Below are 23,863 nucleotides of genomic sequence, written 5' to 3' on the forward strand. Positions count from 1 at the left end.
TTGTTCATTAACTTTAAATATACAAAATGCAGCACAATAATAGCTTGGATAAATTAAAAAAAGGCGAAAGAGCAAAAATACTTAGTTATACTTCTACAGATATCCCTGCCAAATTTTTTGAAATAGGCTTTCTTCCGGGTATTGATATTGAAATAAAACATATTGCTCCGTTCAATGGTCCAATTTGTGTCAACATTCTTCAGAATAACGCCCTTATTGCATTACGCAAATCCGAAGCTAAACATATAATTGTCGAGAAATAGCATGAAGTCCCCTATAATAGCCCTCTTAGGGAATCCCAATGTCGGAAAAACATCCCTATTCAACAAAATTACAAAGTTACATCAAAAAGTCGGAAATTATCCCGGTATTACAGTAGAAAAACGTGAAGGAACGGTGAGTTATGCAAACCAAACCTACCGTGTTATCGATCTTCCCGGAACTTATACCCTGTTTCCCAATTCTCTTGACGAGGAAATTGTATTCAACACCTTGCATAACAAACAAGGAAGCAACTTTCCGGATCTGGTCGTCGTTGTGAGTGAACCTACGCATCTGAAACGATCAATCGTACTCTATCAGCAAGCCAGAGAGCTTGGTTTGCCTGCTATTTTTGTAATGAACATGATCGATGAAGCCAAAACTAAAGGCATACATATCGATCTTCCAAAGTTAGAGCAATACTTACAGACTAAAGTTTATCAAACCAATGCCCGCACCGGAGAAGGGATAAATGAAGTCATCAAACAATTTAAATCTATACCCGGAAATTATTTTGGCAGTTTAGCAATTGATGAACAGTTTCATCCCGCACTGGATGAAGCCAAAAAGCTATTCCCGCTGGAAACAGAATATTCTACCTGGCAGTTTCTTGCTCAAAATAATGTTGACTTTTTATCCAACGACAAAAGAGCCGCATTAAACGATATACGCCTGAGATATAATCTCGATACAGCTATGCTTCAAAAAAGTGAATCTCTGATCCGGCATAAACTGATTGATGAAAAGTTACAAGGCATTATCTCTTATAATCATCAGGAGAAAAAAAGTGCAACACATGGCATTGACCGTATATTATTACATCCGCTGTGGGGGTACGTTATTTTCTTCAGTCTTCTTTTCTTAATGTTTCAGGCCATATTTGCATGGGCTGCTCCACTGATGGATTTTATTGATGAGACCTTTGCATCACTTTCTGCATACGTTCAGGAATTGCTTCCTGCAGGGCCTCTCACAGGTCTTCTTACGGATGGTATCATCGCTGGTATAGGAGGTATTGTTATTTTCGTTCCGCAGATTGCCATCTTATTCCTGTTTATCTCCTTGATGGAAGAGACAGGGTATATGAGCCGTGTGGTTTTTCTCATGGACAGATGGTTGCGTCCATTCGGTCTTAATGGCAAATCCGTTATTCCGCTTATGTCCGGAGCAGCCTGTGCCGTTCCCGCTATTATGTCGGCACGAAATATTGAAAACAGCAAAGAAAGGCTGATCACCATGCTGGTGACCCCATTCATGACCTGTTCTGCAAGACTCCCGATCTATATTGTTATTATAGGGCTTGTTATCCCGGACACCAAATTTCTGGGCTTCAATATCCAGGGTATCACTTTGTTTGCACTATATATCCTCGGTGTAATAAGTGCACTGGGTTCGGCCTGGTTATTAAGCAAAATGCTGAAGAGCAAACATAAGACCTTCCTTATTTTCGAATTACCTACCTATAAACTTCCGGACTGGAGAAATGTAGCCATGAATGTGTGGGAAAAATCTTCCGGTTTTATTATTAATGCAGGTAAAATCATTCTTGCGATGTCCGTTATTCTTTGGGTACTGGGCAGTTTTGGTCCCGGCAAATTCAATCGCGCTGAAGAAATAGTCAATCAGCAGTATCCTAATGCGACAGAAGAAGAACTGGAAAATCATATCAAATCATTTGAGCTGGAAAATTCCTTTTTAGGTATATTGGGTACAACTATAGAACCGGCTATTGCACCATTAGGCTATGACTGGAAGATGGGTATAGGTCTGATCTCCTCTTTTGCGGCACGCGAAGTATTTGTGAGTACGATGGCCACGGTCTATGCCTTAGGTGATACAGAAGACGAATCTACCATACAGGGACAGATGCGTAAAGAGATTAATAGAAATACCGGATTGCCGGCATACAATTTTGCGTCAGGAATTTCGTTATTACTTTTTTATGCCTTTGCTATGCAATGTATGAGTACCATTGCCATTGTCAAAAAAGAGACAGGATCCTGGAAACTGACACTGTTACAAACAGGAATGATGACAGGACTTGCATATATAGCAGCATTCATCGCTTATCAACTTTTAAAATAGACGATTATGACGAATGAAATTATACAATACAGTATTATTGCAGTTGTTTTTATTGCAGCGGTAATCTTTCTATACCGCAAAATGAAGGGTTCATCCAAAGGAGGCTGCGGATGCTCCAAAGGAGCCTGCTGCAACGTAAACGAGTCTGCAAAGCAACAATAAGAATCTACAGAGGGAGCAAGTACTAGCTCCCTTTTTTTATAACATCCCTCCCACTGTTTCCATACCTTCACAACACAGCCCAACGCATATACTCCCCTTTCCCTATGCCCTCTGCATATCGAAAAAAAATATTTTGAAAAAATTGAAATATTTTTTTGTGGAATGTGGATGAGTACTGCATCCTTGTCCAAATTTTACTATTATGAAGATCGAAACAACAATAAAAACCACTCTTGCTTGCCTGTTAGCAATCTCGGGAGCAAACGCACAACAATCAAAAATTGTTAAAGCTGATTTAAAAGACGTCACCTTGTATATTAATTCAGCAGAACTTAATCATCATGCAGACCTGATGTTACCCACGGGGACAAGTGAGATTGTATTTACACATGTAGCTAACGGAATAGATGAAAACAGCATACAGATCGGAACTTCTCCGGACGTCACTGTCATGTCTGTACGTGCAGCCCAAAACTATATACAGACGGATATAAAAACTGATGCTTACGTAAAAGCGGAAGAGGCTTATCAAAAAGAGGAAGATATATTAAAAGCATTGCAGAATCAGAAGTCTACTGAAGAAAGCGTTTTGAAATTATTGGAAAGTAATCAAAAAATAGCCGGAACAAATGGCAATACGTCTGTACTGGAGCTTTCTAAAATGGCAGATTACTACAAAACAAAATACCTGGAAGTAAAAAATAATATTTCTGCTTTGGATGACAAGATTACGAAGCAGAAGCAGATAGTGGAAAAAGCCGAAATTCAGCTTGATGAAGTAAAAGGGCAGAATACAGGTTCTGGAGGTCAGCTTATTGTACAGGTGTTAAATAATAAAGCCGGCAATCAGCCCTTTGACGTGACTTACCAAAGTCCGAATGCATCATGGTATGCATCTTATGATTTGCGCGCCGCAAATACAAGTTCACCTTTACAGATTATATATAAAGCAAATGTCGTACAATTGACAGGTGTGGATTGGAAACAGGTACATCTTACATTAGCAACAGGTAGCCCCACCCAATATGGCACGATCCCAACATTACAACCCTGGTCTCTTTATTACCAATCCAATATGCCGTTACCCGGTTATTCTGCTCAACTCAGAGGAAGGGTAGCTGGCATCGCACTGGATGAGAATAAGCTTGAGGAAGTGGTTGTCGTGAATGATAAAAAAGCAAAAGCGAAAAGCAGCATCAGTGCTTATACGCAACAAGTCGAAAATCAACTTAATACCACTTTCGATATTGCTATTCCGTATGACATTGCTTCTAATGGTAAACCGCATAGTGTATCCCTGAAAGAATACAGCCACACGGCTAATTATACATATACGGCTGTTCCCCGTCTGGATCCGACTGTATATCTGATGGCAGAGCTTACAGATTATGAAAAACTGAATCTGATGCCGGGATCAGCAAACATCATGTTTGAAAATATGATGGTGGGTAAAACAACGATCAACCCAAACAATACATCGGATACCCTGAAATTAAGTATGGGCAGAGACAAAATGATCAGCATCAAACGGGATAAAGTAAATGATCTGTCCCAGACAAAAGTATTTGGAGGCAGTAAAAAACAAAGCTTCGTATACGAGATAAGCATCAAAAACAATAAGAAAACCGGTGAAACGATTCTGCTGGAAGATCAATTCCCGATCTCTACAGACAAGTCTATGGAAATCACATTAGATGATGACGGTGCTGCAGAAGTAAACAGAGAGACGGGAATACTCAGATGGAAAATAACTGTTCCTTCGGGCACAACCAAGAAAGTCAGATTCGGATACACGATCAAATATCCGAAAGATAAGCAACTGAATATTTATTAAAAAATGATTATCTTAGAAAACCGCTGTATGTTTACAGCGGTTTTTTTAGTTTTAAACCTTTAAGTCCTTATTTTTGCAGGCATGAACAAATGTATAGCGCTAGGTGTGGTCTTTTTCCTTATTGCCAGCATCAGCTATGGGCAGAAGAAAAAGAAGAAAAAAGATAATGATTCGGATCGTTCCCCAAAACAGGAGCTTATATACGATAATATCAATTACCTGCCTACCATACAATCGGTACAGCTCTATCCGGGTACTGCTGAGTCTACACTTCCTGTTATTGATCTGGAACAAAAAAATCAATTGTTGCTCAGCTTTGATGATCTGAGAGCTGATATCCGTAACTTTTATTTTAGTATTGAACATTGCGACGCAAACTGGATGCCCAGCAGACTATCTCCTCTGGAATATGCAGAAGGTTTCAATGAGGGACGTATAGATAATTACTCCAGTTCAAAAGCTACTTTTCAGCCTTACACAAATTATCAGGTCAATTTTCCGGATGAATACGTAGGGCCTAAGCTCCCCGGAAATTATTTGTTGAAAGTGTATGAAGATGCAGACAAGAGCAGACTCATTCTGACCCGTAAGTTCTATGTGATCCGCAAGCTGATGAGCTTATCGGCCAAAGTAACTCCATCAACAATAGTAAGTCTGCGCAATAAAAATCAGAAACTGGATGTATTTGTAAAGACCGGAGCCGTTACGATTACCAATCCCCAAAGAGATCTGCGTGTGGTCGCTTTACAGAATCAACGTACAGATAATATGATGAGTCTTTCTGACCCTATGTTTGCCGGAGGATCAGAAATCAACTACAACAACAGTCAGACACTGGACTTCAAAGGCAATAATGAATTCAGATATGTGGACTTACGCAGTCTGAAATTGGGATCCGAACGGGTCAGCAGTATACGTATTGATTCGCTGGTGAGAGTGGACCTGCATCCGGACGAAGACAACAGTACCTCGACATACGCTTCCACATTTGATGAAAACGGAAAATTCTATATCCGTAATATGGATCAGCGGGAAGCTACATTAGAAGGGGACTATGCTCAGGTCACCTTCTCTTTAAAGACAGATCAGACTGTAAAAGGTGACATTTATATTGTGGGTGGATTCAATAATTATCAGCGCACATCAGCAGGTAAACTGCACTATAATGAAAATCTCAAATTGTGGCAGGTGGTATTGCCGCTCAAACAAGGATTGTATGACTACGAATATGTCCTGCAAGACCCTTCGGGAAAAGTTATCACTGATGCATTTTCAGGAAGCTTTTATCAGACGGGCAACAACTATCAGATCCTTCTCTACAACCGTAAAATAGGAACCTTCTGGGATGAACTTCTGGGTTTTGGAGAAGTCAGTATTAATAATCGTAAATAATCATACAGCAGTGGAAGAAAACACTTCAGAAAAAAAAGAGTTAAACAGAGGATTAAAAAACCGTCATATTCAACTGATCGCCTTAGGTGGCGCAATCGGTACCGGTTTATTTTTAGGGATAGGTCCCGCTGCGGTATTAGCCGGCCCTGCTGTTATCCTGGGATATGCAGTAGCAGGGATTATTGCATTTTTTATTATGCGCCAGTTGGGCGAAATGGTGGTAAATGAACCTGTTTCGGGTAGTTTCAGTCATTTTGCCAATAAGTATATGGGGCCGTTTGCAGGATTTTCTTCCGGCTGGAATTATTGGTTTCTGTATATTCTGGTCAGCATGTCCGAACTTACTGCTATTGGTGTGTATGTACAATTCTGGTGGCCTGAAATTCCATTATGGCAATCCAGCTTATTCTTTTTCATCGTTGTCAATGCGCTTAACCTGGCCTCAGTCAAAGTTTATGGTGAGGCTGAATTTTGGTTCTCTATAATCAAGGTACTGGCTATAGTAGCCATGATTATCTTCGGAACATATCTGCTCTTCAGCGGTTCAGGAGGTGAGCAGGCATCTGTAACAAATCTATGGAATGACGGCGGTTTCTTTCCCAAGGGCTGGTTATCAGAAGATGGTAAAGGTGGATTTCAGGGATTACTGGCAGCCATGGCGCTGATTATGTTTTCTTTCGGAGGGTTAGAGCTTATTGGTATTACTGCTGCAGAAGCTGAAAATCCGGAGAAAAATATTCCGAGGGCAACCAATCAGGTGATTTACCGCATATTGATTTTCTATGTCGGGGCTTTGATTATTCTGTTTTCCCTGTCGCCATGGCGGAATATTACAGCCGGTAGCAGTCCGTTTGTCATGATCTTTGAGAACCTCAAAGGATTTCAGTTTTCGCTTTTCGGAAGTACGTTCTACTTTACTTCCATCATTGCCAATGCACTCAATATTATTGTACTGACGGCTGCATTGTCCGTATACAACAGCAGCGTGTATAGTAACAGTCGTATGCTCTACGGATTAGCAAAACAGGGCAATGCACCCCGTTTCCTGCTCAAACTTAACAACAATCATGTGCCTATTATGGCAATATTGGTTTCTGCAGCATTTGCTGCAATTTGTATTATTATAAATAAACTGATACCGGAAAAGGCTTTGGGTATTCTGATGTCTCTGGTTGTATCCGCATTGATCATCAATTGGCTGATGATATCCATTACGCATTTGTACTTCAAAAAGGAAAAAATTAAAGAAGGTAAGAAAACGCTGTTCCCTTCCTTTCTCTATCCGGTCAGTAACTATATCTGCCTGATTTTTCTTGTCGGCATATTAGCGATGATGTGGATCACAGGTCTTAAGATTTCTGTAGAACTTATCCCTATATGGCTGATTCTGCTCTATCTTGGATATCTGATTGTCAAGAAACGGCAAGCTAATCAGACGGAATCCTGATCATTAGTGATTTTCAGATAAATATTCTTTGATATACCCGAAAAGCCTGTCCTTTGTGATAGGCTTTTCTATATACTCATTAATAAACACGTAATTGTGAATTTTCTGTTTGTCAACAGTACTGGTAGATGAACTCAGGATATACACAGGAATATGCAATACAAAATTTATTCCTTCCTGCATCATTTCGTCCATCAGCTCCCATCCGGATAAAAAGGGCATATCAATGTCTACAAAGAGGATATCCGGGAGTTTATCCTTCTCATACTGATACAACCGAAAGTAGTTCAATGCCTCCAGACCATTTTCAAATACCTGAACCTGAACAGATATCTCCGGAAAGCTTTCCAGCATTTTACTGAAAATAAGGCGGAATATAATATCATCATCGACAATAGCTACACGGAAGGTCTTTATCATATCGTTAGAATAGGTGCATTCTGGTGTAAATAAAAATGTACAGTAAATATACTTCCTTTACCGGGCTCACTTGTGACGGTGATTTTCCCTCCGAGCGATTCTATCTGACACCGAGTCATGAATAAACCGACTCCTTTACTATCAAATCCTCTATGGAATGTTTTTCTGAATTTAAATAACTGATTACCATATTTGAGAAGATCTATACCAACGCCGTTATCTTCAAAACTCAGGCATACATTATTCCGGTCATGATAAGCACGAATATGTATATGAGGATGTTTGCCTTCTACAGAATACTTTAACGCATTACTCAGCAGGTTTAGCATAATACTTTCCAAATATATTCTATAGTAGTAAATCCCCCTGACTTCAAAATCCGTTGTTACTACAGCTTCTTTACTTTGTATCTCAACAATGGACTGCTGAAAAACCTTATTATATATTTGATCAAATTCACAGTAATGAAAAGGAATAGTCTGTGGGTTACGAATTTCAAGGACTTCAATTAATTCCTGTAAGATCTCTGTAAGACCATCACTGCTTAACTCCAGCAGCTGCAGATATTCTTCTCTGTCATCTTCATTCTCTGCTGTCAGAATCTCCTGAACAAGCATTTTTATATTGACTACAGGTCCTCGCAGATTATGGGCTACAATCTTGTTAAACTCTTCAAGCTGCTGGATTTTAGTTTCAAGATCAAACATGGCTGTTTTCAGCTGGTTCTTCTGACGTTCCAGTATTTCCATATTCTTTTTAGACAAACTTATGTCTTGCACCTGTGCTATAAAAAAAACAGGAATCCCCTTTGCATCCGAAACTTTGGAAAGGGTGAGCATGCACCAGATAAAATGTCCTCTTTTGTGCCTGTACCGTTTTTCCATCGTATAACTTTCTATTTCGCCCAATCGTAGTTTTTCCATATTCTGCACATCCAGATTCAGGTCGTCAGGATGCGTATATTCATGGAAACTCATAGTAGTCAGCTCGGAGACTGTATACCCAAGTATTTTACATAGTGTCTTATTTACTTCCAGACATACCCCATCCTGATTTACCATCGCCATACCTATGCCTGAATACTGGAAAGCCTGATTGAATTTTTGTTCATTTATTCGTGTCATTTCCTCCCGTCTTAAACGTTCAGTAATATCAGAAACAATCACAGCTACACGATCCTGCATTAGTCGGATAGGACGGGTCTGTATTCTGTACCAGTTGTCTTTGTGGGAATCAAACGGCGATTGATATTCCAGTTCATTAGAAGTTCTGTCTTTCAAAGAATTTTTTATAAGAGACAGGAAAGAGGCTGCCAGATCAGCAGGGAATAATTCCGCTATATTTTTATTCAGAAAATAATCCGGAATATAGAACAGACTTTTAAGGTCATTTACCCAATAATTGAGAATAATACCCTCAGCAGTAGCTTCGAAAACAATATCATCAAGTGATGCAACCAACAGATGAAGCTGTTTTTCATTATCCAAGACCTTGCGGTTTACTTTCATAATCCGGCTTACATCCGAAAAGGAAGTCAGGATATAAGAAACTTCCTGGATACATATCTGCGAGACATTCAGCGAATGCCAAAACATCTGATTATCCTGCTGCATCGACACCATAATCACATCCTGTTGTGCTATGCCCGTTTCTGCAGTAATTCTAACCGGAAATTTTTCACTTGTAAAAGGGATAAAATGTTCATCACAAAAATTGGCAAACAAATCATAAACATTCCTGACTGAAGTGGATCCTCTGTCTATATTCAGGACTTGCGCCGCCTTCTCATTCCAGAAAACCAATCTGCCGTCAGGACGTGATACAATCATACCATGAGTGGTGCCATTAAGTATGGGTAACAATACCTCTTCGACTGACAGACTTCTAAGTTCCTCTGTGAGCATTCTCTCTTACGGTTTATTATTCAATATTAATTTCCCTATTACAAAAAAGTCAGGTCTCCGAATCCAAAACTTTCTCAAGGCGGTTTAGACAACGATCAACGATTGTTGGGGGATATTTCTTAAATAGTATTACTAACTAATTTAATGTTCAGTACTAAAAAAGGATTTCTTACTAAAACATACTGAAATTCATAAAAAAGTAAATTTTCCGACAATTATATTTTAAATGTAGGTATTTCCATTATTTATTTCGGTGTTCAGCCAAATATTTTTTTCATCCTGTGACCCTCCGGCATCTCAGGATTACATTGTCATTTTTAGGATTGATTTTATATGCACGCATAATAGATCCATAAATATTTATATTTTTGCACAAAATTTAAATGTCTGATTATATGGCATTCCATGCACTTAAGCACAGCATTTCTTCCATCTCAAGACTTGTTTTCCAGTTTATCGCAGGGGAAAACAGTGGCGATGCTTTCCGCAACATTTTTACAACGCTAGTACCCAGCATTATAATCTTTTATACCGGTCATCTGGACACAGCCATTACGGTAGGTATGGGTGCATTATTATCCTCTCTGACTGATCTTCCCGGCAACCGTCAGGATAAATGGAAATCCGCAAAATGGTGTATACCCTTATTTTTTATTGCTTCATTTGCTACTGCTTATGCAATTTCTTCCGCCTGGCTCCTTCTACCCATACTGATAATATCGGGCTTTGTCTGTGCCATGCTATCGGTATTCGGTCTGCGGGTCGGGATTAACGGGACTTTAACTCTTATTCTGATCAGTTTTGTAGTTGGTTTATGGCCCTCTCACCCGCTGTCCTTCAGTATAGAAATTACCTTAGGTGCTGTCTGGTTTTATATGATCAGTATATTGCAGGCTTATATCGTACCTTACCGTTCATTACGTCATGCTATGGCAGACGGTTTCCGAAGTATGGCTGTATTACTTCAGGCCAAAGCAAAGTGTTATGATGAGCATATCCCGTTAGAAAAAGCATACAGAGAGCTCGGAAGGCTACATATCCAGGTAAGTGATCAGCAAGAGACCATACGTTTTCTCTTACTAAGGGAAAAAAAACTGATCTCTTCTGAAGATGGAAAAATCTGGCTGGATCAGGTCTATCAGCTGATCGATCTGTACGAGTTATTAATGGCTCTTGATCATGATTATGAGTCTATCCGCAAGACTTTGGAACCTACAGGAGCATTAGAACATATCCGCAAGCTGATCATTATGATCGCCCGCGAGATAGATCTATTAGCAGCGAATCCATCAAAAAAGATCGCTGATCAGCATACTAATTGTATACAGATTACTCCATTGCTGCATCAGCTTACCACGATACGGGATCAGCAGGAGGGCGAAGCGTACTCCATTTTAAATGCCACTATTCGCAACATCCAATTGATTCTTGATTTTATTACACGTATCCGATCAACATCGGATGCGAAGGTATACAATTCGGTAAAGGAAAATGAATACCAGCATTTTCTTTCTTTGCCACCCAGAGGATGGACAGCTGTCAAAAATCAACTTAGCTTTCATTCCACCATATTTCCGTTTGCCTTGCGACTGGCGGTTTTATTTGGATTAGGTGGATTATTCGGTATGATCCTGCCAGAATACCGATACACCTACTGGATCTTGCTGACTATTGCTATTGTGGCGCGCCCAGGCTTTGCAACTACTCAGCGTCGTAATTTCCAACGTATTACGGGTACGCTTACAGGTATTCTATTAGGCATATTAATTCTGAATCTGATTTCTAATATACCTGTACTACTTATTATAGCAGCTGTATGCCTTTATGGTTTCTTTCTGTTCAATAAACCCAATTATCTGGTTAGTGTACTGTTTATTACAGCGGGGATTGTCATTACCTTAAATAGTTATGAGGGAAATATTGACCGCATATTGGGAAGCCGTATTATATTTACGCTGATCGGATGTCTGCTGGCTGTGGCAGGCTATTTCTTTGTTCCGATAAGGCAGAAACGCGGCATGTTGAATCTGGCTGATTTGGTCGTTCAACACAATAAGCAATATTTTAAGGTCGTTGACAGCCAGCTTCAGGATCATCAACCGGATATATACGAGATTCGTCTGGCAAGAAAAAAAGCACAGACTGCACTAGCTTCATTTTCAGACACAATAACACAGCTGCAACACGAACCCGGTAATAAAAAGAAAGATTGGTCTGATGCGAATACTTTCCATGCTCTTGCATATCGTATCAATTCACTGATCGTAGGATTATCGATCAATGTTACATTACAATATCAATCTGCAGTAAAATCACAGCAACTTGACCTTCGAATACAAGCCATCAGCAATCTTCTGGATGAGCTGGATCAACTGGCAAAAAGTCTGAGACAGACGATGTAAACACCCTCCTGTACGGAGATCTTTTATTGTCAAAAAAACTCGGTTTTCCGCTGAAATATCCAATTATATAGCAACAGAATTCCACAAAAGATTTTTAAAATCAGATAGATTCTGCTATTTTTAAATAAATATCAACAAAATATATAACTAACTATTAGGAATTCTTTGCAAACAAATTCTGAATGTATTTTTTAAGTAAGCCGTAGGTGTCATTGCTTTAATCTTCTGTTATGAAGTCACTAAAAATAATTGACAGAATAAAGTGTAATATACATATCCTAATTTTGTTTGAGCAACCTTTAGTTTATCCTTCATATATTAGTTTAAGCGCATCTATTGTACTAAATGCCACTAATTTATTACATTTGCCCGCACCCAACACATGAATACAAGTACAGAACATACCTACCTGCCTCTGTTAGCTAAGATAGTTAATCATGATGAGCATGCTTTTTCTGAACTGTATGATCTGTTCTACCCTTCCTTATCCCGTCATATCCTCCAAAAAATTGATGACAGCACTGTTGCCGAAGACTTATTACATGATCTCTTCCTGAGTTTGTGGAAAAACAGGGAAAATTTATTAAAAATTGAATCTCTTCCTGCCTACCTGTACTCTTCCTGTCGTTATCTAGTCATTGCTTACTACCAAAAGAAAACGGCAGTAGAATATTATGATGATTTGTCAGATTATGATCTTCTGCTGGAAGAACAACCTCTTGAGGAACGCTTACATTATCGTTATGTACTGGATATCGTAGAGCAGGAAATAGAGAATCTGCCTGAAAAATGTAAGCAGATTTTCAGACTGAGCAGAGAGGAATTCAAGACAAATAAAGAGATAGCCAAAGATTTTGATATTTCTGAATCTACTGTAGAAAACCATATCAATAAGGCTATCAAGAGATTAAAATCTGTCACACGTCATTTTTTTCATTTCTTTCTTTAATATTTCAAAAAAAATAAAAAAAAGAGTAGGTGCTGCCCCCCGCAAGTCTCACTACATATATACAAGCGAACTGTAAAGTCATTAGCTAACAGCCGTATATTATGAAAGCAGACAAGAAGATCAGTCATATTCTAACTAAATATTTGCGCAGGCAAGAAAGCGTTGAGGAACGTCAGGCATTGTACAAATGGTATGATGAGCTCGATCATGTGCATTCAGATGCTGATCCCGGATCTTCTCAGAAACGGACAAAAGCAAAACTTTTGAAAGAAATCAATCCGTCATCCTCTGTTATCAAACCACTGTGGTATAAACTCGGTGCAGTAGCGGCTTTATTACTGATCGGTTATTTCGGATATACATATTTTAGTGCCCGCAATAGCTTCAGTCCCATGGATGCTCAGGAAATCGCGGCTATAACTCCGGGAGAAAATAAAGCGACTATAACACTGGCGGACGGAAAAGTAATAGATCTGAATGAGCTGGATACAGAACAGTCCCTGACAGCGGGCAACGGACTGTTTATCAAAGATGCTTCGGGCCGGATTACCTACTTCAATAAAACTACAACTGCCCATCCGGATAAGTTAAATACACTAAAAACACCTAAAGCCGGGCAATACAGTATTGTGCTTTCTGATGGCACCAAGGTATTTCTTAATGCCCAATCCAGTTTATCTTATCCGGAAACATTTGGAAATACGGATCGTATTGTCACGCTGCAGGGAGAAGCCTATTTTGAGGTAACCAAAGATCCGCAGCATCGCAAATTCATTGTAAAGACCGCAAAACAAACCACAGAAGTACTGGGGACAAAGTTTAATATTAATGCTTACGAGGATGAACCTGTCGTCAGGACGACACTTGCAGAAGGATCTGTCCGGGTAAATCCAAACAACAAAAACATTACTCCAATCACCTTAAAACCTGATGAACAAACTGTACTACAAGCAAATAAAATGCTGAGTCAGCAGGTAGATGCCAGCTATGCCATAGGCTGGACACAAGGACAGTTTTGCTTTGACGGCACCAACTCTGAGGAGGTACTCCGTCAAATTGCGCGCTGGTATGATGTAGAAATCGAGTATGCCAACAAAAATGCGATCACTTACAGCGGAAAGATTCCTAAAAATCTATCCCTTGATAAACTTATAAAACTATTGGAGTACGCAGATATAAACGTACAGGCAGTTACCAATCAACAAAACAAACGAAAATTAATCATAAACTAACCTTAACTAAAAATGAAAAGAATAGATCATAACTACGAACACGGCTAAATCCGGAAAGTGCAGTAAAACAAAAAATCCGGAAAGTGCGCCAACACGATCCGGACCGATGCGTTTAGCTGCGAAAAAAACAGTGGCAATTGTTTTTTCTAATTATCGAATAATTAAATTTTACATCTAAACTTAACAAAGTTAATGAAAATTAATCTAAACCGTCTTTCAAAAAAAGACGAAATGCATCCTGCTGTACAGCGAGGCAAGAGCGATATATTACCTACCAGTCTCTTTCATCAGCTAAGCAAAATGCATTTTAATAAAACACTAACGACTATAGTTATGAAAGTGCAAATTATAGCTTTCCTGATGGGGATAGGGCTATTACAGGTGCATGCTAATTCGTATGGACAAAATATTACGTTAAAGCAGAATAATATCACGCTGGAAAGTACACTCAAAGAATTTGAGAAGCAAAGCGGTTACGTCTTTTTCTATAAAAAGACGGATGTAAATACTGTAAAAAACCTTTCCGTTCATCTGGAAAAGACGCCTTTAAGACAGGCATTAAACACGGTCCTGAAGGATGCAGGGTTCGGTTATGAATTTTTTGATAAAACGGTGGTTTTGAAGAAAAAACCTGTCCAGAGATCTCAGGTTGTAATGAATGAGAGCATTGTCATATCGATACCTCAACAGACTTATATCAGAGGAAAGGTCGTAGACGAATCCGGAAAACCGATAGCCGGGGCATCAGTACGATTAAAGTCAGATCCTCAGAAAGCTGTTTCTTCTCAGGATGATGGCACTTTCACTCTGCCATTATCTGCAGATCATAAGACCGTGGTCGTTTCTTATCTTGGCTTTAAGTCTGTTGAAGTAAAGGTAACTACGGACCAATCTCCGATTACAGTCCGCCTAGAAAAACTGGAACAGACCATGCAAGAAGTTGTCATATCGACCGGTATCTTCAAAAAGGAAGATAAAAGTTTTACGGGATCTTCCAGAACAGTTACTTCCGAAGAACTCAAGCAATTTGGCAACCGTAATTTAGTTACTTCACTCAGAAATATTGATCCTTCTTTTAATATTATCGAAAGTAATTCCTTCGGATCCAATCCTAACCGGATGCCGGAAATACAGATTCGAGGGAATTCCAGTATTCCAAATGTGGGAGAAATTCAGAATGAATCTAATACACAACTGAATACCCCTTTAATTATTCTGGATGGTTTCCAGTCTAACTTAAGAACACTGTTAGATATCAATGAGAATGATGTTTCTTCCATCACTATTTTAAAAGATGCTTCGGCAACTGCCATGTATGGTTCGCGAGGTGCAAATGGTGTAGTTGTCATCACCACCAAATTGCCTAAACCAGGCAGATTAAGAGTGAGCTTTGGTTCTAACCTTAATGTGGAAAACGCTGATTTGGGTGGATATCACTTATTGAAATCCAGAGACAAACTGGAACTCGAACGCTTAGCAGGATATTATGATAACGTAAATGCCAGTAATGATATTCCATTAAAACGTTATTATAATTTTATTCTGAATGAAGTAAACAGTGGTGTCGAAACAGATTGGCTTGCTCTTCCTCTGCGGACTTCATATGGATTAAGAAACAACCTTCGTCTGGAAGGTGGTGACGGTCAGTTCAGGTATTCAGCTGCAGTACAAAACAACAATATTTCCGGAGTAATGAAAGGTTCCGACAGAAACACATTCAACGGTACCATTACGCTATCCTACACCTATAGAAATTTACTCTTCAGAAATTACCTGAATATCAACAATGCTAAAAGCAGTGAATCTCCTTATGGTGAATTTTCAGAATATGTAAAGCAAAATCCTTACTGGCGTCCATATGATGAAAACGGCAATGTAAATAAGTTACTTGGAAATCCGGGTAATCGGGACTACGATCAATACTGGAGTGCATTACCAACCAATCCATTGTACAATGCAACGCTAAACACATACGATAAAAACAATTCGAATACGATTACTAATAATACTTCTGTTGAATGGCGTATTATCCCTGAATTAAACCTACGGGCACAATTCGGAATTACCAAACAGAATATCCAGGGAGATCGGTTCAGACCAGCTGAACACACAGAATTTGCTAATTATTCCGGAGCTGACCTGATACGAAAAGGTGATTATAAGTATTCCATTGCAAATGGATTCTCCTATGACGGATCTTTGAATGTCGATTATAACAAAAAAATTAAAGATTTACATGCGATATATGCAGGTGCCAGTCTGAATATGCGACAAGACGAGACTTCAGCTTACAGTTTTATTGCTGAAGGTTTTCCCAATGCTAACCTTGACTTTATCACCATGGGTTTACAATATGCCAAAGGTGGAAAACCTACAGGAAATGAGCAATTCAACAGAGCAATAGGCTTTGTAGGGAATCTAAACTATATTTACGACAATCGTTATTTTGCAGATTTTGTATATCGCAGAGATGGTTCCTCACAGTTTGGAGCTAATCAGCGGTTTGCCCCTTTCTGGTCTGCAGGTCTGGGATGGAATATCCATGAAGAAGACTTTTTTAAGGAAAATCCTAAGATCAACCGATTAAAATTAAGAGGATCTATCGGAACTACAGGTTCCACAAATTTCAACTCCTATCAGGCACTGACCACCTATGCATATTTTACGGATGACCGTTATTTCAACTGGAACGGAGCATATTTATTAGGCTACGGCAATGAAGACCTTAAATGGCAGCAGGCATTAAAAATGAATATAGGAACGGATATAGAGCTATTCAATCGCTATCTATTGATAAATACGGATTATTATGTAGAGACTACTCGCGATTTGGTATCCTCTGTAAATACACCTGCTTCCAACGGTTTTTCATCTTACACAGCTAATATAGGACGTTTACGCAATAAGGGCTTTGAAGTCAGGGCAACAGTTTTTCTTAAAAAACATGCTGATGGATTTATGTGGTCTGTCACAGGATCTTTACTACAGAACCGTAACAAAGTTATAGAGACTTCAGCAGCGCTGAAAGAAGCACAAAAAGCTATCCAAGATATGAAGTCAGATGCCAGACAAATGTATGTTGAAGGCTATTCCAGTAATGCGATCTGGGTAGTACCATCTCTAGGAATAGATCCAAGCACAGGCAAGGAGCTTTATCTGGGTGCAGATGGTAATCCGACTTACACCTGGAGAGGGAAAGATGTAATCGCTGTAGGTAACACGGATCCGGATTTATTTGGAAATTTCAGTACTATGATCCGCTACAAAGGTTTTGTGTTCAATACTTCCTTTCGTTATAGAATAGGTGCACAACAATATAACAATACTTTGGTAGAGCGGGTAGAAACCTCCAACTATAAGTACAATATGGATGAACGGGTATTCTTTGAAAGATGGCAAAAACCAGGAGATAATGTTCCGTTTAAAGGGATTACAAATACTACTCCGACCTACAAATCTTCACGTTTCGTTCAGGATGAAAACACACTTATCATGCAAAATTTTAATATTCAATACAATTTTGCAGGTGCTACATGGTTGAAAAAAATGCGTTTCGAGAATATAAATATTTCTGCCGATGTAGCCGAGCCTGTGTACTTGTCAACTATACGTAGAGAAAGAGGTACATCCTACCCTTTCTCAAGACAATTTTCCTTAAGTATTAATGCAACATTCTAAAAAAATGAAAAAGAAATTAATAATCACCTGTATAGCAGCAGCATTTCTGGTATGCTCCTGCAATAAGTATCTGGATGTTCTACCCAAGACACAAATACCGGAAGAAGCTCTTTTTGATTCAGAACAAGGTTTTAAAGATGCATTAGCCGGTGTATATATCAATGCCAAAAATGAAAACATATATGGAAGACAATTAAGCTACGGAGCAATAGAAAGTCTTATTTCCAGCTGGGATGTCTCATCAGGCACACTTGAACAGCAGATGGGTCTGTTCAATTATCAGGACGAAAAAGTTACAGCAGTATTTAACGGTACTTTCAGTCAGCAATACAGAACTATTGCTCATATCAATCAGATTTTAGAAAATTTGGAATCTAAGAGGGCTGTGCTAAAAACAAAGAACATGTATGAGCTTGTAAAAGCTGAGTGTCTGGCTCTTCGTGCATATCTACATTTTGATCTGATTCGTCTTTACGGCCCAATGCCTCTTGAGCCTTCAAAAGGTAATCAACTGGCATATGTCACCACTTTTGGAAAAGGAATTAACGAGCATATTCCTTACGATCAGTTTAAGCTAAGAATCTTTCAGGATCTGAAAGACGCGGAAACATTGCTAAAGCCTTTCGATCCAATTATTAAGTATAGTCTCACAGAGCTCCGCAGACCAAATACCGGGGATTTCTTTCCGGACGATACGTATTTCGCCTACAGACCTTTACGTATGAATTACTATGCTGTGAAAGCGCTGCAAGCAAGAGCTCATCTATGGTATGGAGAAAAGGATCTGGCTTTTGCCGCAGCAAGTGAAGTGATCGAAGCAAAAGATTCAAACGGCGCTCAGAAATTCAAACTTGGGACCGGTGCCGATTTTACGGCAAAGAATTTTGTGCTTACCGGTGAACATATCTTCGGACTGTATGAAAATAATATGAATAAAACTTATACTAATTATTTTGGTAGTGGTATGTACCGTAAAGGAACAACAGTTACGACCATCAGCAGAGATCTCTATGGAAATACAGGAACTGATATGCGTGAGGCATCGCTATGGTCTTTAATAACATTAACTAACGGTTCCAAATATTATGTTATCTCTAAGTACATGCCCCTGGAACTCACTGCAACTTCAATCGACAACGACTACAAACAAATACCCATGCTACGTATCAGTGAGATGTATTTGATTGCAGCTGAAGCCGCACCATTTGCACAGGGCATAGAATATTTCAAACAATTCCGTGCTGCTCGTAATATTTCACAGTTGGCCGTACCGCAGAATGAACCGGAACTGAATAACCAAATTCTCAAAGAGTATAGAAAAGAATTCTATGCTGAAGGACAGGCCTTCTTTGCATTCAAACGTACAAATGCTCCCAAATCTCAAATTTTATTTGTTCCAACGGCAGCTACAGTCAATTACCTTCTACCAATGCCAACGGTAGAAATTACAAATCAATAGAAAAATGAAGAACTATACATACTTTCTTATAGTTGCTTGTTTTGTTATGGCAACTATTGCTTCCTGTCAGAAGGATCAGTATTATTATTTTAATGATGTAGCGAGAATTCAATTCGGACCGCCGCAGTATACGGGTAAAACTATTTATTCAGAATACGCAGACACCAGTAAATCTGCGACCTTTTACTATGATGAAAATCATATAGAATTGGATACAGTATATTTTGACATTTACACCATCGGGGGCATCAAAAACACAGATCGTGTTTACAAAATCCAACAAATGCAATTGGCTGGTCTCGAGAATGCTGTACCAGGTAAACACTATGTTGCCTTTGATGATCCTTCTGTTCAGCGACTTTATGTTATCAAAGCAGATTCTGTACATGCTCAGGTTCCGGTAATCCTTAAAAGAGATCCTGAATTAAAATCTAAAACATTGAATCTGGGAATCGTTGTTCAGGAAAATGACAATTTCAAGTTTGGTGAACAAACGAAGTTATGGCGTAAACTTAGTTTTACAGACCGGCTAAGTAAACCCGATGCCTGGACAGCTTCCTATAGTCAGTATTACCTGGGACCATACAGTGTGGTAAAACATGCCTTTATGATTGAAGTAACTAATGAAAGATGGGATCAGCCATTTATGTCAAACATTCCGCTGGATGTTATTAATTACTATAAATCGTTCTTAGCGACCGCCTTAATCAATTATAATAAAGAGCATCCTAACAATCCACTAAAGGATGAAAACGGTGTAATTATTTTCTTTCCTTAATCTACTGAATATGAAAACAACTATTTTTTTATTACATATAATAGGAGGATTACTCTTGTTCTCTTGTGCAAAAGACAAAAGTAATTACGACTATACAGATGGAGAACTGATTACTATTGAGGGAATCCGGGATAGCTATTCTCTCATCTCCCAGAAAGACACATTAAAACTCACTCCTACTGCACGATCAAATAAAGAAGGAGAATTTGAATACAGATGGGGGATTTATGAAACGAATGTTCAGGGGCGCATTGAGCCATTAGATACTATTGGCAGGACGAAAGATCTGAATTATTATGTAAGGGAGGATGCCAAAGACTGGGTACTGGTATTTATGGTACGCAACAAAAAGACCGGATACACCCAATACAAGAATTCTACACTCACAGTTAATACACAATTTACCCGTGGATGGTATGTGTTAAAAGACGATGGAACTCAATCTGACCTTGATCTTTTCCTAACCCCGGCCAGTGCCAAAGCGGAAGAAAAAGTTGAAGATGTATTTAGTCTTGTTAATGGTAAAAAGATAGACGGCAAAGCCACTTCCTTAAGTTTCTTCTCAGCTTACAAAAGTACAGTGACAGGAACGTTAGGCAATACACGGGCGATCATGATTTCCACGGAACAAGACATACAAGCGATTAATCTCAATACACTCAAAACTATTCGTAATAAGGAGGATATTTTTTTAGGAGGTGCTCAGGATGTCGGACCTGCTTCCGCTGTATTCATAGCCTCTACTGCTAACCATGTATTAAACAAAGGGCAGCTTTATAATATTAACGCCTTCTCTCCGAACTCCGGACAATTCGGAAACAGGATAATGATAGATGCAAACAATTCCACATACGAATTATCAAAGTTCTTCTGTACCAGTACGAATGCTGATCCCATATTATTCGACAATATTTCAAGTTCATTCGTTACTCAGGCTAATGGCTCAGGATCTATTCTGACAAATTTTTCAACATCAGCAAATGCTCCGGTACCTGTTAAGAATAATAATAAAACAGCATTGTATATGGGTTACAAAAATTCCGTGTATTTGCCTTCTCCAAGCTCTTATTATCTGGTAAAAGGTTATGGTGTTTTTCAGGACAAAACAAATCCTTCACTAAAAACCATATCTTATCTGGAACAGGACAAACTGGTATTAAAAATCACAAATGACACTATTGCCAGTTCCAGACAGATCTTTAATGCGATTCATTACAGTTTACTTACTGAAGATGAAAACTTGCTGTACTTTGCTAACCGCAATCAGCAGATATACAGTTATAATCTGAGTAACAAATTTGAACAATTACAATATGCTCTTCCCGCTGGTGAGGAAGTTACATTCATCCGACATCTAAAATATACTAACAGTGCTGATGTAGCTTTTAACTTCAATTTTGTAATCATCGGATCTAAAATAGGGTCAAATTATAAAATCAGAATGTTCAAAAAGAATTCAGGCAATCTGGAATCTACACCTTTTCAAACATTAGAAGGAAAAGGTTCGCCGAAAAACATCCTCTATATTTCGCCAAGAGTCGCTGAAAACACATATCCTAATTCCTAATTTAATCTATCATGAAAAAAACACTCTTAATATTTATATCAGCCCTTTCCGGTTTAGCAGCATTTGCCCAATCTCCGGTAGAAATAAAAGGTAGCCTGGAAAAAGAATTTCTTAAACCAGTCAAACTTTTTAAAGTTGTGGAAGGAAATGCTGTAGAAATCGCAACTTCCACTCCTCAGGGTGAAGGTAAATTTGGTTTTATTTTCTATCCTCAATACGAAGGATTATATGCTTTAGGAACAGGAAACTCAGGCAGTCCGAATGATAATTATAAATTCTATTTCAAATCCGGAGACAAATTATCAGTAAGATTATTAGACTCCAGCTATGTATTGACAGGAACTGAAAACAGTAAAGAAAATCAGATTTTAACCCAATGGCATGATCTGGTCTTCCCCTTAGAACAAAAAGCAATCAACTTCATGAAAGTGCAGAGTACTTTCGTTGATTTCTTCCCTGATCTGGAAAGCATTACTGAAAAAGCAAAAGGATTTGAACAAGGTAAATTATCCGGCAACCCTAAATTCGACAAACATCTTAAAAGCTACATGAACAGTGATCTGGCGCTATATGCTACTAATTTTTTAAGTACTCCAAGATCAGCACATCCGGCTACGGATGAATTGAGTCCCTTTTATGAAACAATAAAAGCAAAGGATTTTGCAACAACCACGCAACTGGTTTACGAAAATCCGTGGGGACGTCGTCTGCTCTCGGGTATTATAATGCTCAATATGAAGCAGGAAAAGATCAAATATGCTCAGGGAATACAAGGTGTAAAAGATCAATTTGTTTTTTTGCCAAATGACACTCTTAAGGGAGATGCTGTATTAGATGCGGTGAGCAGACTGAAAACATTTGAAGCTTATAAAGAAATTATGGATCAATATGGCTCTTTGATAGTTACCTCAAGTCAGAAGAAACGTAATATGGATATTATGGCAGAACTTGCTCAGTTGAAAGCCGGAGATGCGGGTTTGAATTTTGCCTATCCGGACCCTAACGGAAAGACTGTAAAATTTGAAGATCTCCGGGGCAAAGTTGTCCTGATCGATGTATGGGCAACATGGTGTGGCCCGTGCAAAGCCGAAATTCCTTATTTGAAAAAGCTTGAAGAAGAGATGAAAGGAACAAACCTGCAGATTGTAAGTATCTCTGTAGACGAGGCTAAAGATAAGGCTAAATGGGCTAAGATGATCAAGGATGAAAATTTGGGTGGCCTTCAGTTGTTTGCTTCAGGATGGGGCGATCTGGCACAATACTATAAAATTAAAGGCATTCCGCGTTTTATGATTTTTGATAAAGAAGGAAAGATTGTCACAACAGATTCTCCAAGACCTTCTAATCCGGAGTTGAAAACATTGTTAAACAAAATTTTGCAACAATAACCTGATAATTACACCGTCTGAAAAGTAAAATCTTCTTTTCAGACGGTATTGATTTATCAATACCAAGAAAGCATATGAATCGTATTTTTTTTAGATCAATATTGATCTTCCTGCACTTGCTATGTTTAAATTTTGCATTTGCACAACAGGATCACAAACTTGTACAGCAAATCCGGCAAGCCTTTAAGGACAAGAACTCTGCTAATTTGAAAGCAGCATTAGCGCCCTCATTTTCTATTGCCGGCAACACGCAGCAAGGAGCAGTACGCTATCTGGATCACATCCTCTCGAGCTATGCTGCTGAGAATGTCAGATTCATCTCCATGCAAAAGCAGAACTCAGGACATAAGGTAGCAATAGAGATCAGCAAAACAGATAAGAGCACTGTACAGACAGCCTTTTATACCGACTCAGCAGATCGTATACTCTATATGGATCTTTTTGATCAGCTCTACGGCATGAATCGTTATCAAACGTCTCGATTACGGGCTAAAATACCATTTGAGAATCACGACGGGACAATAATACTGTCTGTAAAGATTAATGATTTTAAACGCCCTTTGCGGTTATTATTTGACACAGGAGCAGACGGTATGGCCGTCAGCCAACAACTTGCGGATGAAATCGGACTCAAAGTAACGCGGCAGAATAATGCCTCTGTAGTGGGAGGAAATATGCAGATTCAGGTATCTGATAATAATAAGATTTCTTTAGATACGCTGAAATTGCAGGGTCAGGGTATTGCGATATTCCCGGAGATGCACAGAGAGACAGATGGCATCATCGGCAATAGCCTGGTAAAGCGATTTATCACAAAAGTTGACTATGACAAATGCGAATTGCTGCTCTACGATTTTGGAGATTATCAGTACGAACAACAAGGACATGCAATCCCTGTTGAAATG

16 protein-coding genes and 1 pseudogene are annotated in these 23,863 nt (G+C 38.9%); 15 read left to right on the plus strand and 2 right to left on the minus strand.

Going from position 1 to position 23,863, the window contains the following annotated elements:
- The first annotated feature begins 26 nt into the window (after window positions 1-26).
- The 6 genes from HMPREF0766_RS15555 to HMPREF0766_RS15580 all read left to right on the plus strand — a co-directional run bounded on the left by HMPREF0766_RS15555 (window position 27) and on the right by HMPREF0766_RS15580 (window position 7,181).
- On the plus strand, window positions 27-263 hold the full coding sequence (locus HMPREF0766_RS15555) for a FeoA family protein (RefSeq protein WP_002999223.1): 237 nt from the start codon (window positions 27-29) through the stop codon (window positions 261-263).
- A 1-nt stretch (window position 264) separates the two neighbouring features.
- The gene (gene feoB, locus HMPREF0766_RS15560) at window positions 265-2,346 is read left to right on the plus strand and encodes a ferrous iron transport protein B (RefSeq protein WP_002999225.1); all 2,082 of its coding nucleotides are present in this window, start codon (window positions 265-267) and stop codon (window positions 2,344-2,346) included.
- Window positions 2,347-2,352: 6 nt separating this feature from the next.
- Window positions 2,353-2,508 carry a hypothetical protein gene (locus HMPREF0766_RS22410; protein WP_169311219.1) on the plus strand — a complete coding sequence of 52 codons (156 nt, stop codon included), beginning with the start codon at window positions 2,353-2,355 and terminating at the stop codon, window positions 2,506-2,508.
- Between the two features lie 202 nt (window positions 2,509-2,710).
- Complete coding sequence (locus HMPREF0766_RS15570; protein WP_002999230.1) at window positions 2,711-4,342, plus strand: DUF4139 domain-containing protein; 1,632 nt, start codon at window positions 2,711-2,713, stop codon at window positions 4,340-4,342.
- An 81-nt stretch (window positions 4,343-4,423) separates the two neighbouring features.
- Entirely contained in the window at window positions 4,424-5,734 is a 1,311-nt protein-coding gene (locus HMPREF0766_RS15575; RefSeq protein WP_002999233.1) for a type IX secretion system plug protein, read from the plus strand.
- Entirely contained in the window at window positions 5,688-7,181 is a 1,494-nt protein-coding gene (locus tag HMPREF0766_RS15580; protein WP_002999235.1) for an amino acid permease, read from the plus strand. The genes HMPREF0766_RS15575 and HMPREF0766_RS15580 overlap by 47 nt, the downstream gene beginning before the upstream one ends.
- A 3-nt stretch (window positions 7,182-7,184) precedes the next feature.
- Here the strand turns inward: HMPREF0766_RS15580 and HMPREF0766_RS15585 are convergent, their stop codons facing one another.
- Window positions 7,185-7,601: a response regulator gene (locus HMPREF0766_RS15585; RefSeq protein WP_002999239.1), complete on the minus strand. Its 417-nt coding sequence runs from the start codon at window positions 7,599-7,601 to the stop codon at window positions 7,185-7,187.
- On the minus strand, window positions 7,598-9,505 hold the full coding sequence (locus tag HMPREF0766_RS15590) for a PAS domain S-box protein (protein ID WP_002999242.1): 1,908 nt from the start codon (window positions 9,503-9,505) through the stop codon (window positions 7,598-7,600). The genes HMPREF0766_RS15585 and HMPREF0766_RS15590 overlap by 4 nt, the downstream gene beginning before the upstream one ends.
- A 395-nt stretch (window positions 9,506-9,900) precedes the next feature.
- On the opposite strand from HMPREF0766_RS15590, the gene HMPREF0766_RS15595 reads away from it, so the two are divergent.
- The 9 genes and pseudogenes from HMPREF0766_RS15595 to HMPREF0766_RS22730 all read left to right on the plus strand — a co-directional run.
- A complete protein-coding gene (locus tag HMPREF0766_RS15595; RefSeq protein ID WP_236590434.1) occupies window positions 9,901-11,907 on the plus strand; it encodes an FUSC family protein in 2,007 nt (668 codons plus the stop codon).
- Window positions 11,908-12,289: 382 nt separating this feature from the next.
- A complete protein-coding gene (locus HMPREF0766_RS15600; protein ID WP_002999247.1) occupies window positions 12,290-12,856 on the plus strand; it encodes an RNA polymerase sigma factor in 567 nt (188 codons plus the stop codon).
- Between the two features lie 101 nt (window positions 12,857-12,957).
- The gene (locus tag HMPREF0766_RS15605) at window positions 12,958-14,088 is read left to right on the plus strand and encodes a FecR family protein (protein ID WP_002999250.1); all 1,131 of its coding nucleotides are present in this window, start codon (window positions 12,958-12,960) and stop codon (window positions 14,086-14,088) included.
- Between the two features lie 192 nt (window positions 14,089-14,280).
- On the plus strand, window positions 14,281-17,766 hold the full coding sequence (locus tag HMPREF0766_RS15610; protein ID WP_002999253.1) for a SusC/RagA family TonB-linked outer membrane protein: 3,486 nt from the start codon (window positions 14,281-14,283) through the stop codon (window positions 17,764-17,766).
- A gap of 4 nt (window positions 17,767-17,770) precedes the next feature.
- Window positions 17,771-19,225, plus strand: coding sequence for a RagB/SusD family nutrient uptake outer membrane protein (locus HMPREF0766_RS15615; RefSeq protein WP_169311220.1), 1,455 nt, complete (start codon window positions 17,771-17,773; stop codon window positions 19,223-19,225).
- Window positions 19,226-19,229: 4 nt separating this feature from the next.
- Window positions 19,230-20,003: a DUF4843 domain-containing protein gene (locus tag HMPREF0766_RS15620; RefSeq protein ID WP_002999259.1), complete on the plus strand. Its 774-nt coding sequence runs from the start codon at window positions 19,230-19,232 to the stop codon at window positions 20,001-20,003.
- A 10-nt stretch (window positions 20,004-20,013) separates the two neighbouring features.
- Window positions 20,014-21,570, plus strand: a complete 1,557-nt coding sequence (locus HMPREF0766_RS15625) for a PKD-like family lipoprotein (RefSeq protein ID WP_002999263.1) — start codon at window positions 20,014-20,016, stop codon at window positions 21,568-21,570.
- Window positions 21,571-21,581: 11 nt separating this feature from the next.
- Entirely contained in the window at window positions 21,582-22,958 is a 1,377-nt protein-coding gene (locus HMPREF0766_RS15630; RefSeq protein WP_002999266.1) for a TlpA family protein disulfide reductase, read from the plus strand.
- A 458-nt stretch (window positions 22,959-23,416) separates the two neighbouring features.
- Window positions 23,417-23,752 (plus strand): annotated as a pseudogene (locus HMPREF0766_RS22730) (retropepsin-like aspartic protease); the annotation flags it as partial.
- Between the last annotated feature and the right edge of the window lie 111 nt (window positions 23,753-23,863).

The organism is Sphingobacterium spiritivorum ATCC 33861 (assembly GCF_000143765.1).
Lineage (GTDB): Bacteria > Bacteroidota > Bacteroidia > Sphingobacteriales > Sphingobacteriaceae > Sphingobacterium > Sphingobacterium spiritivorum.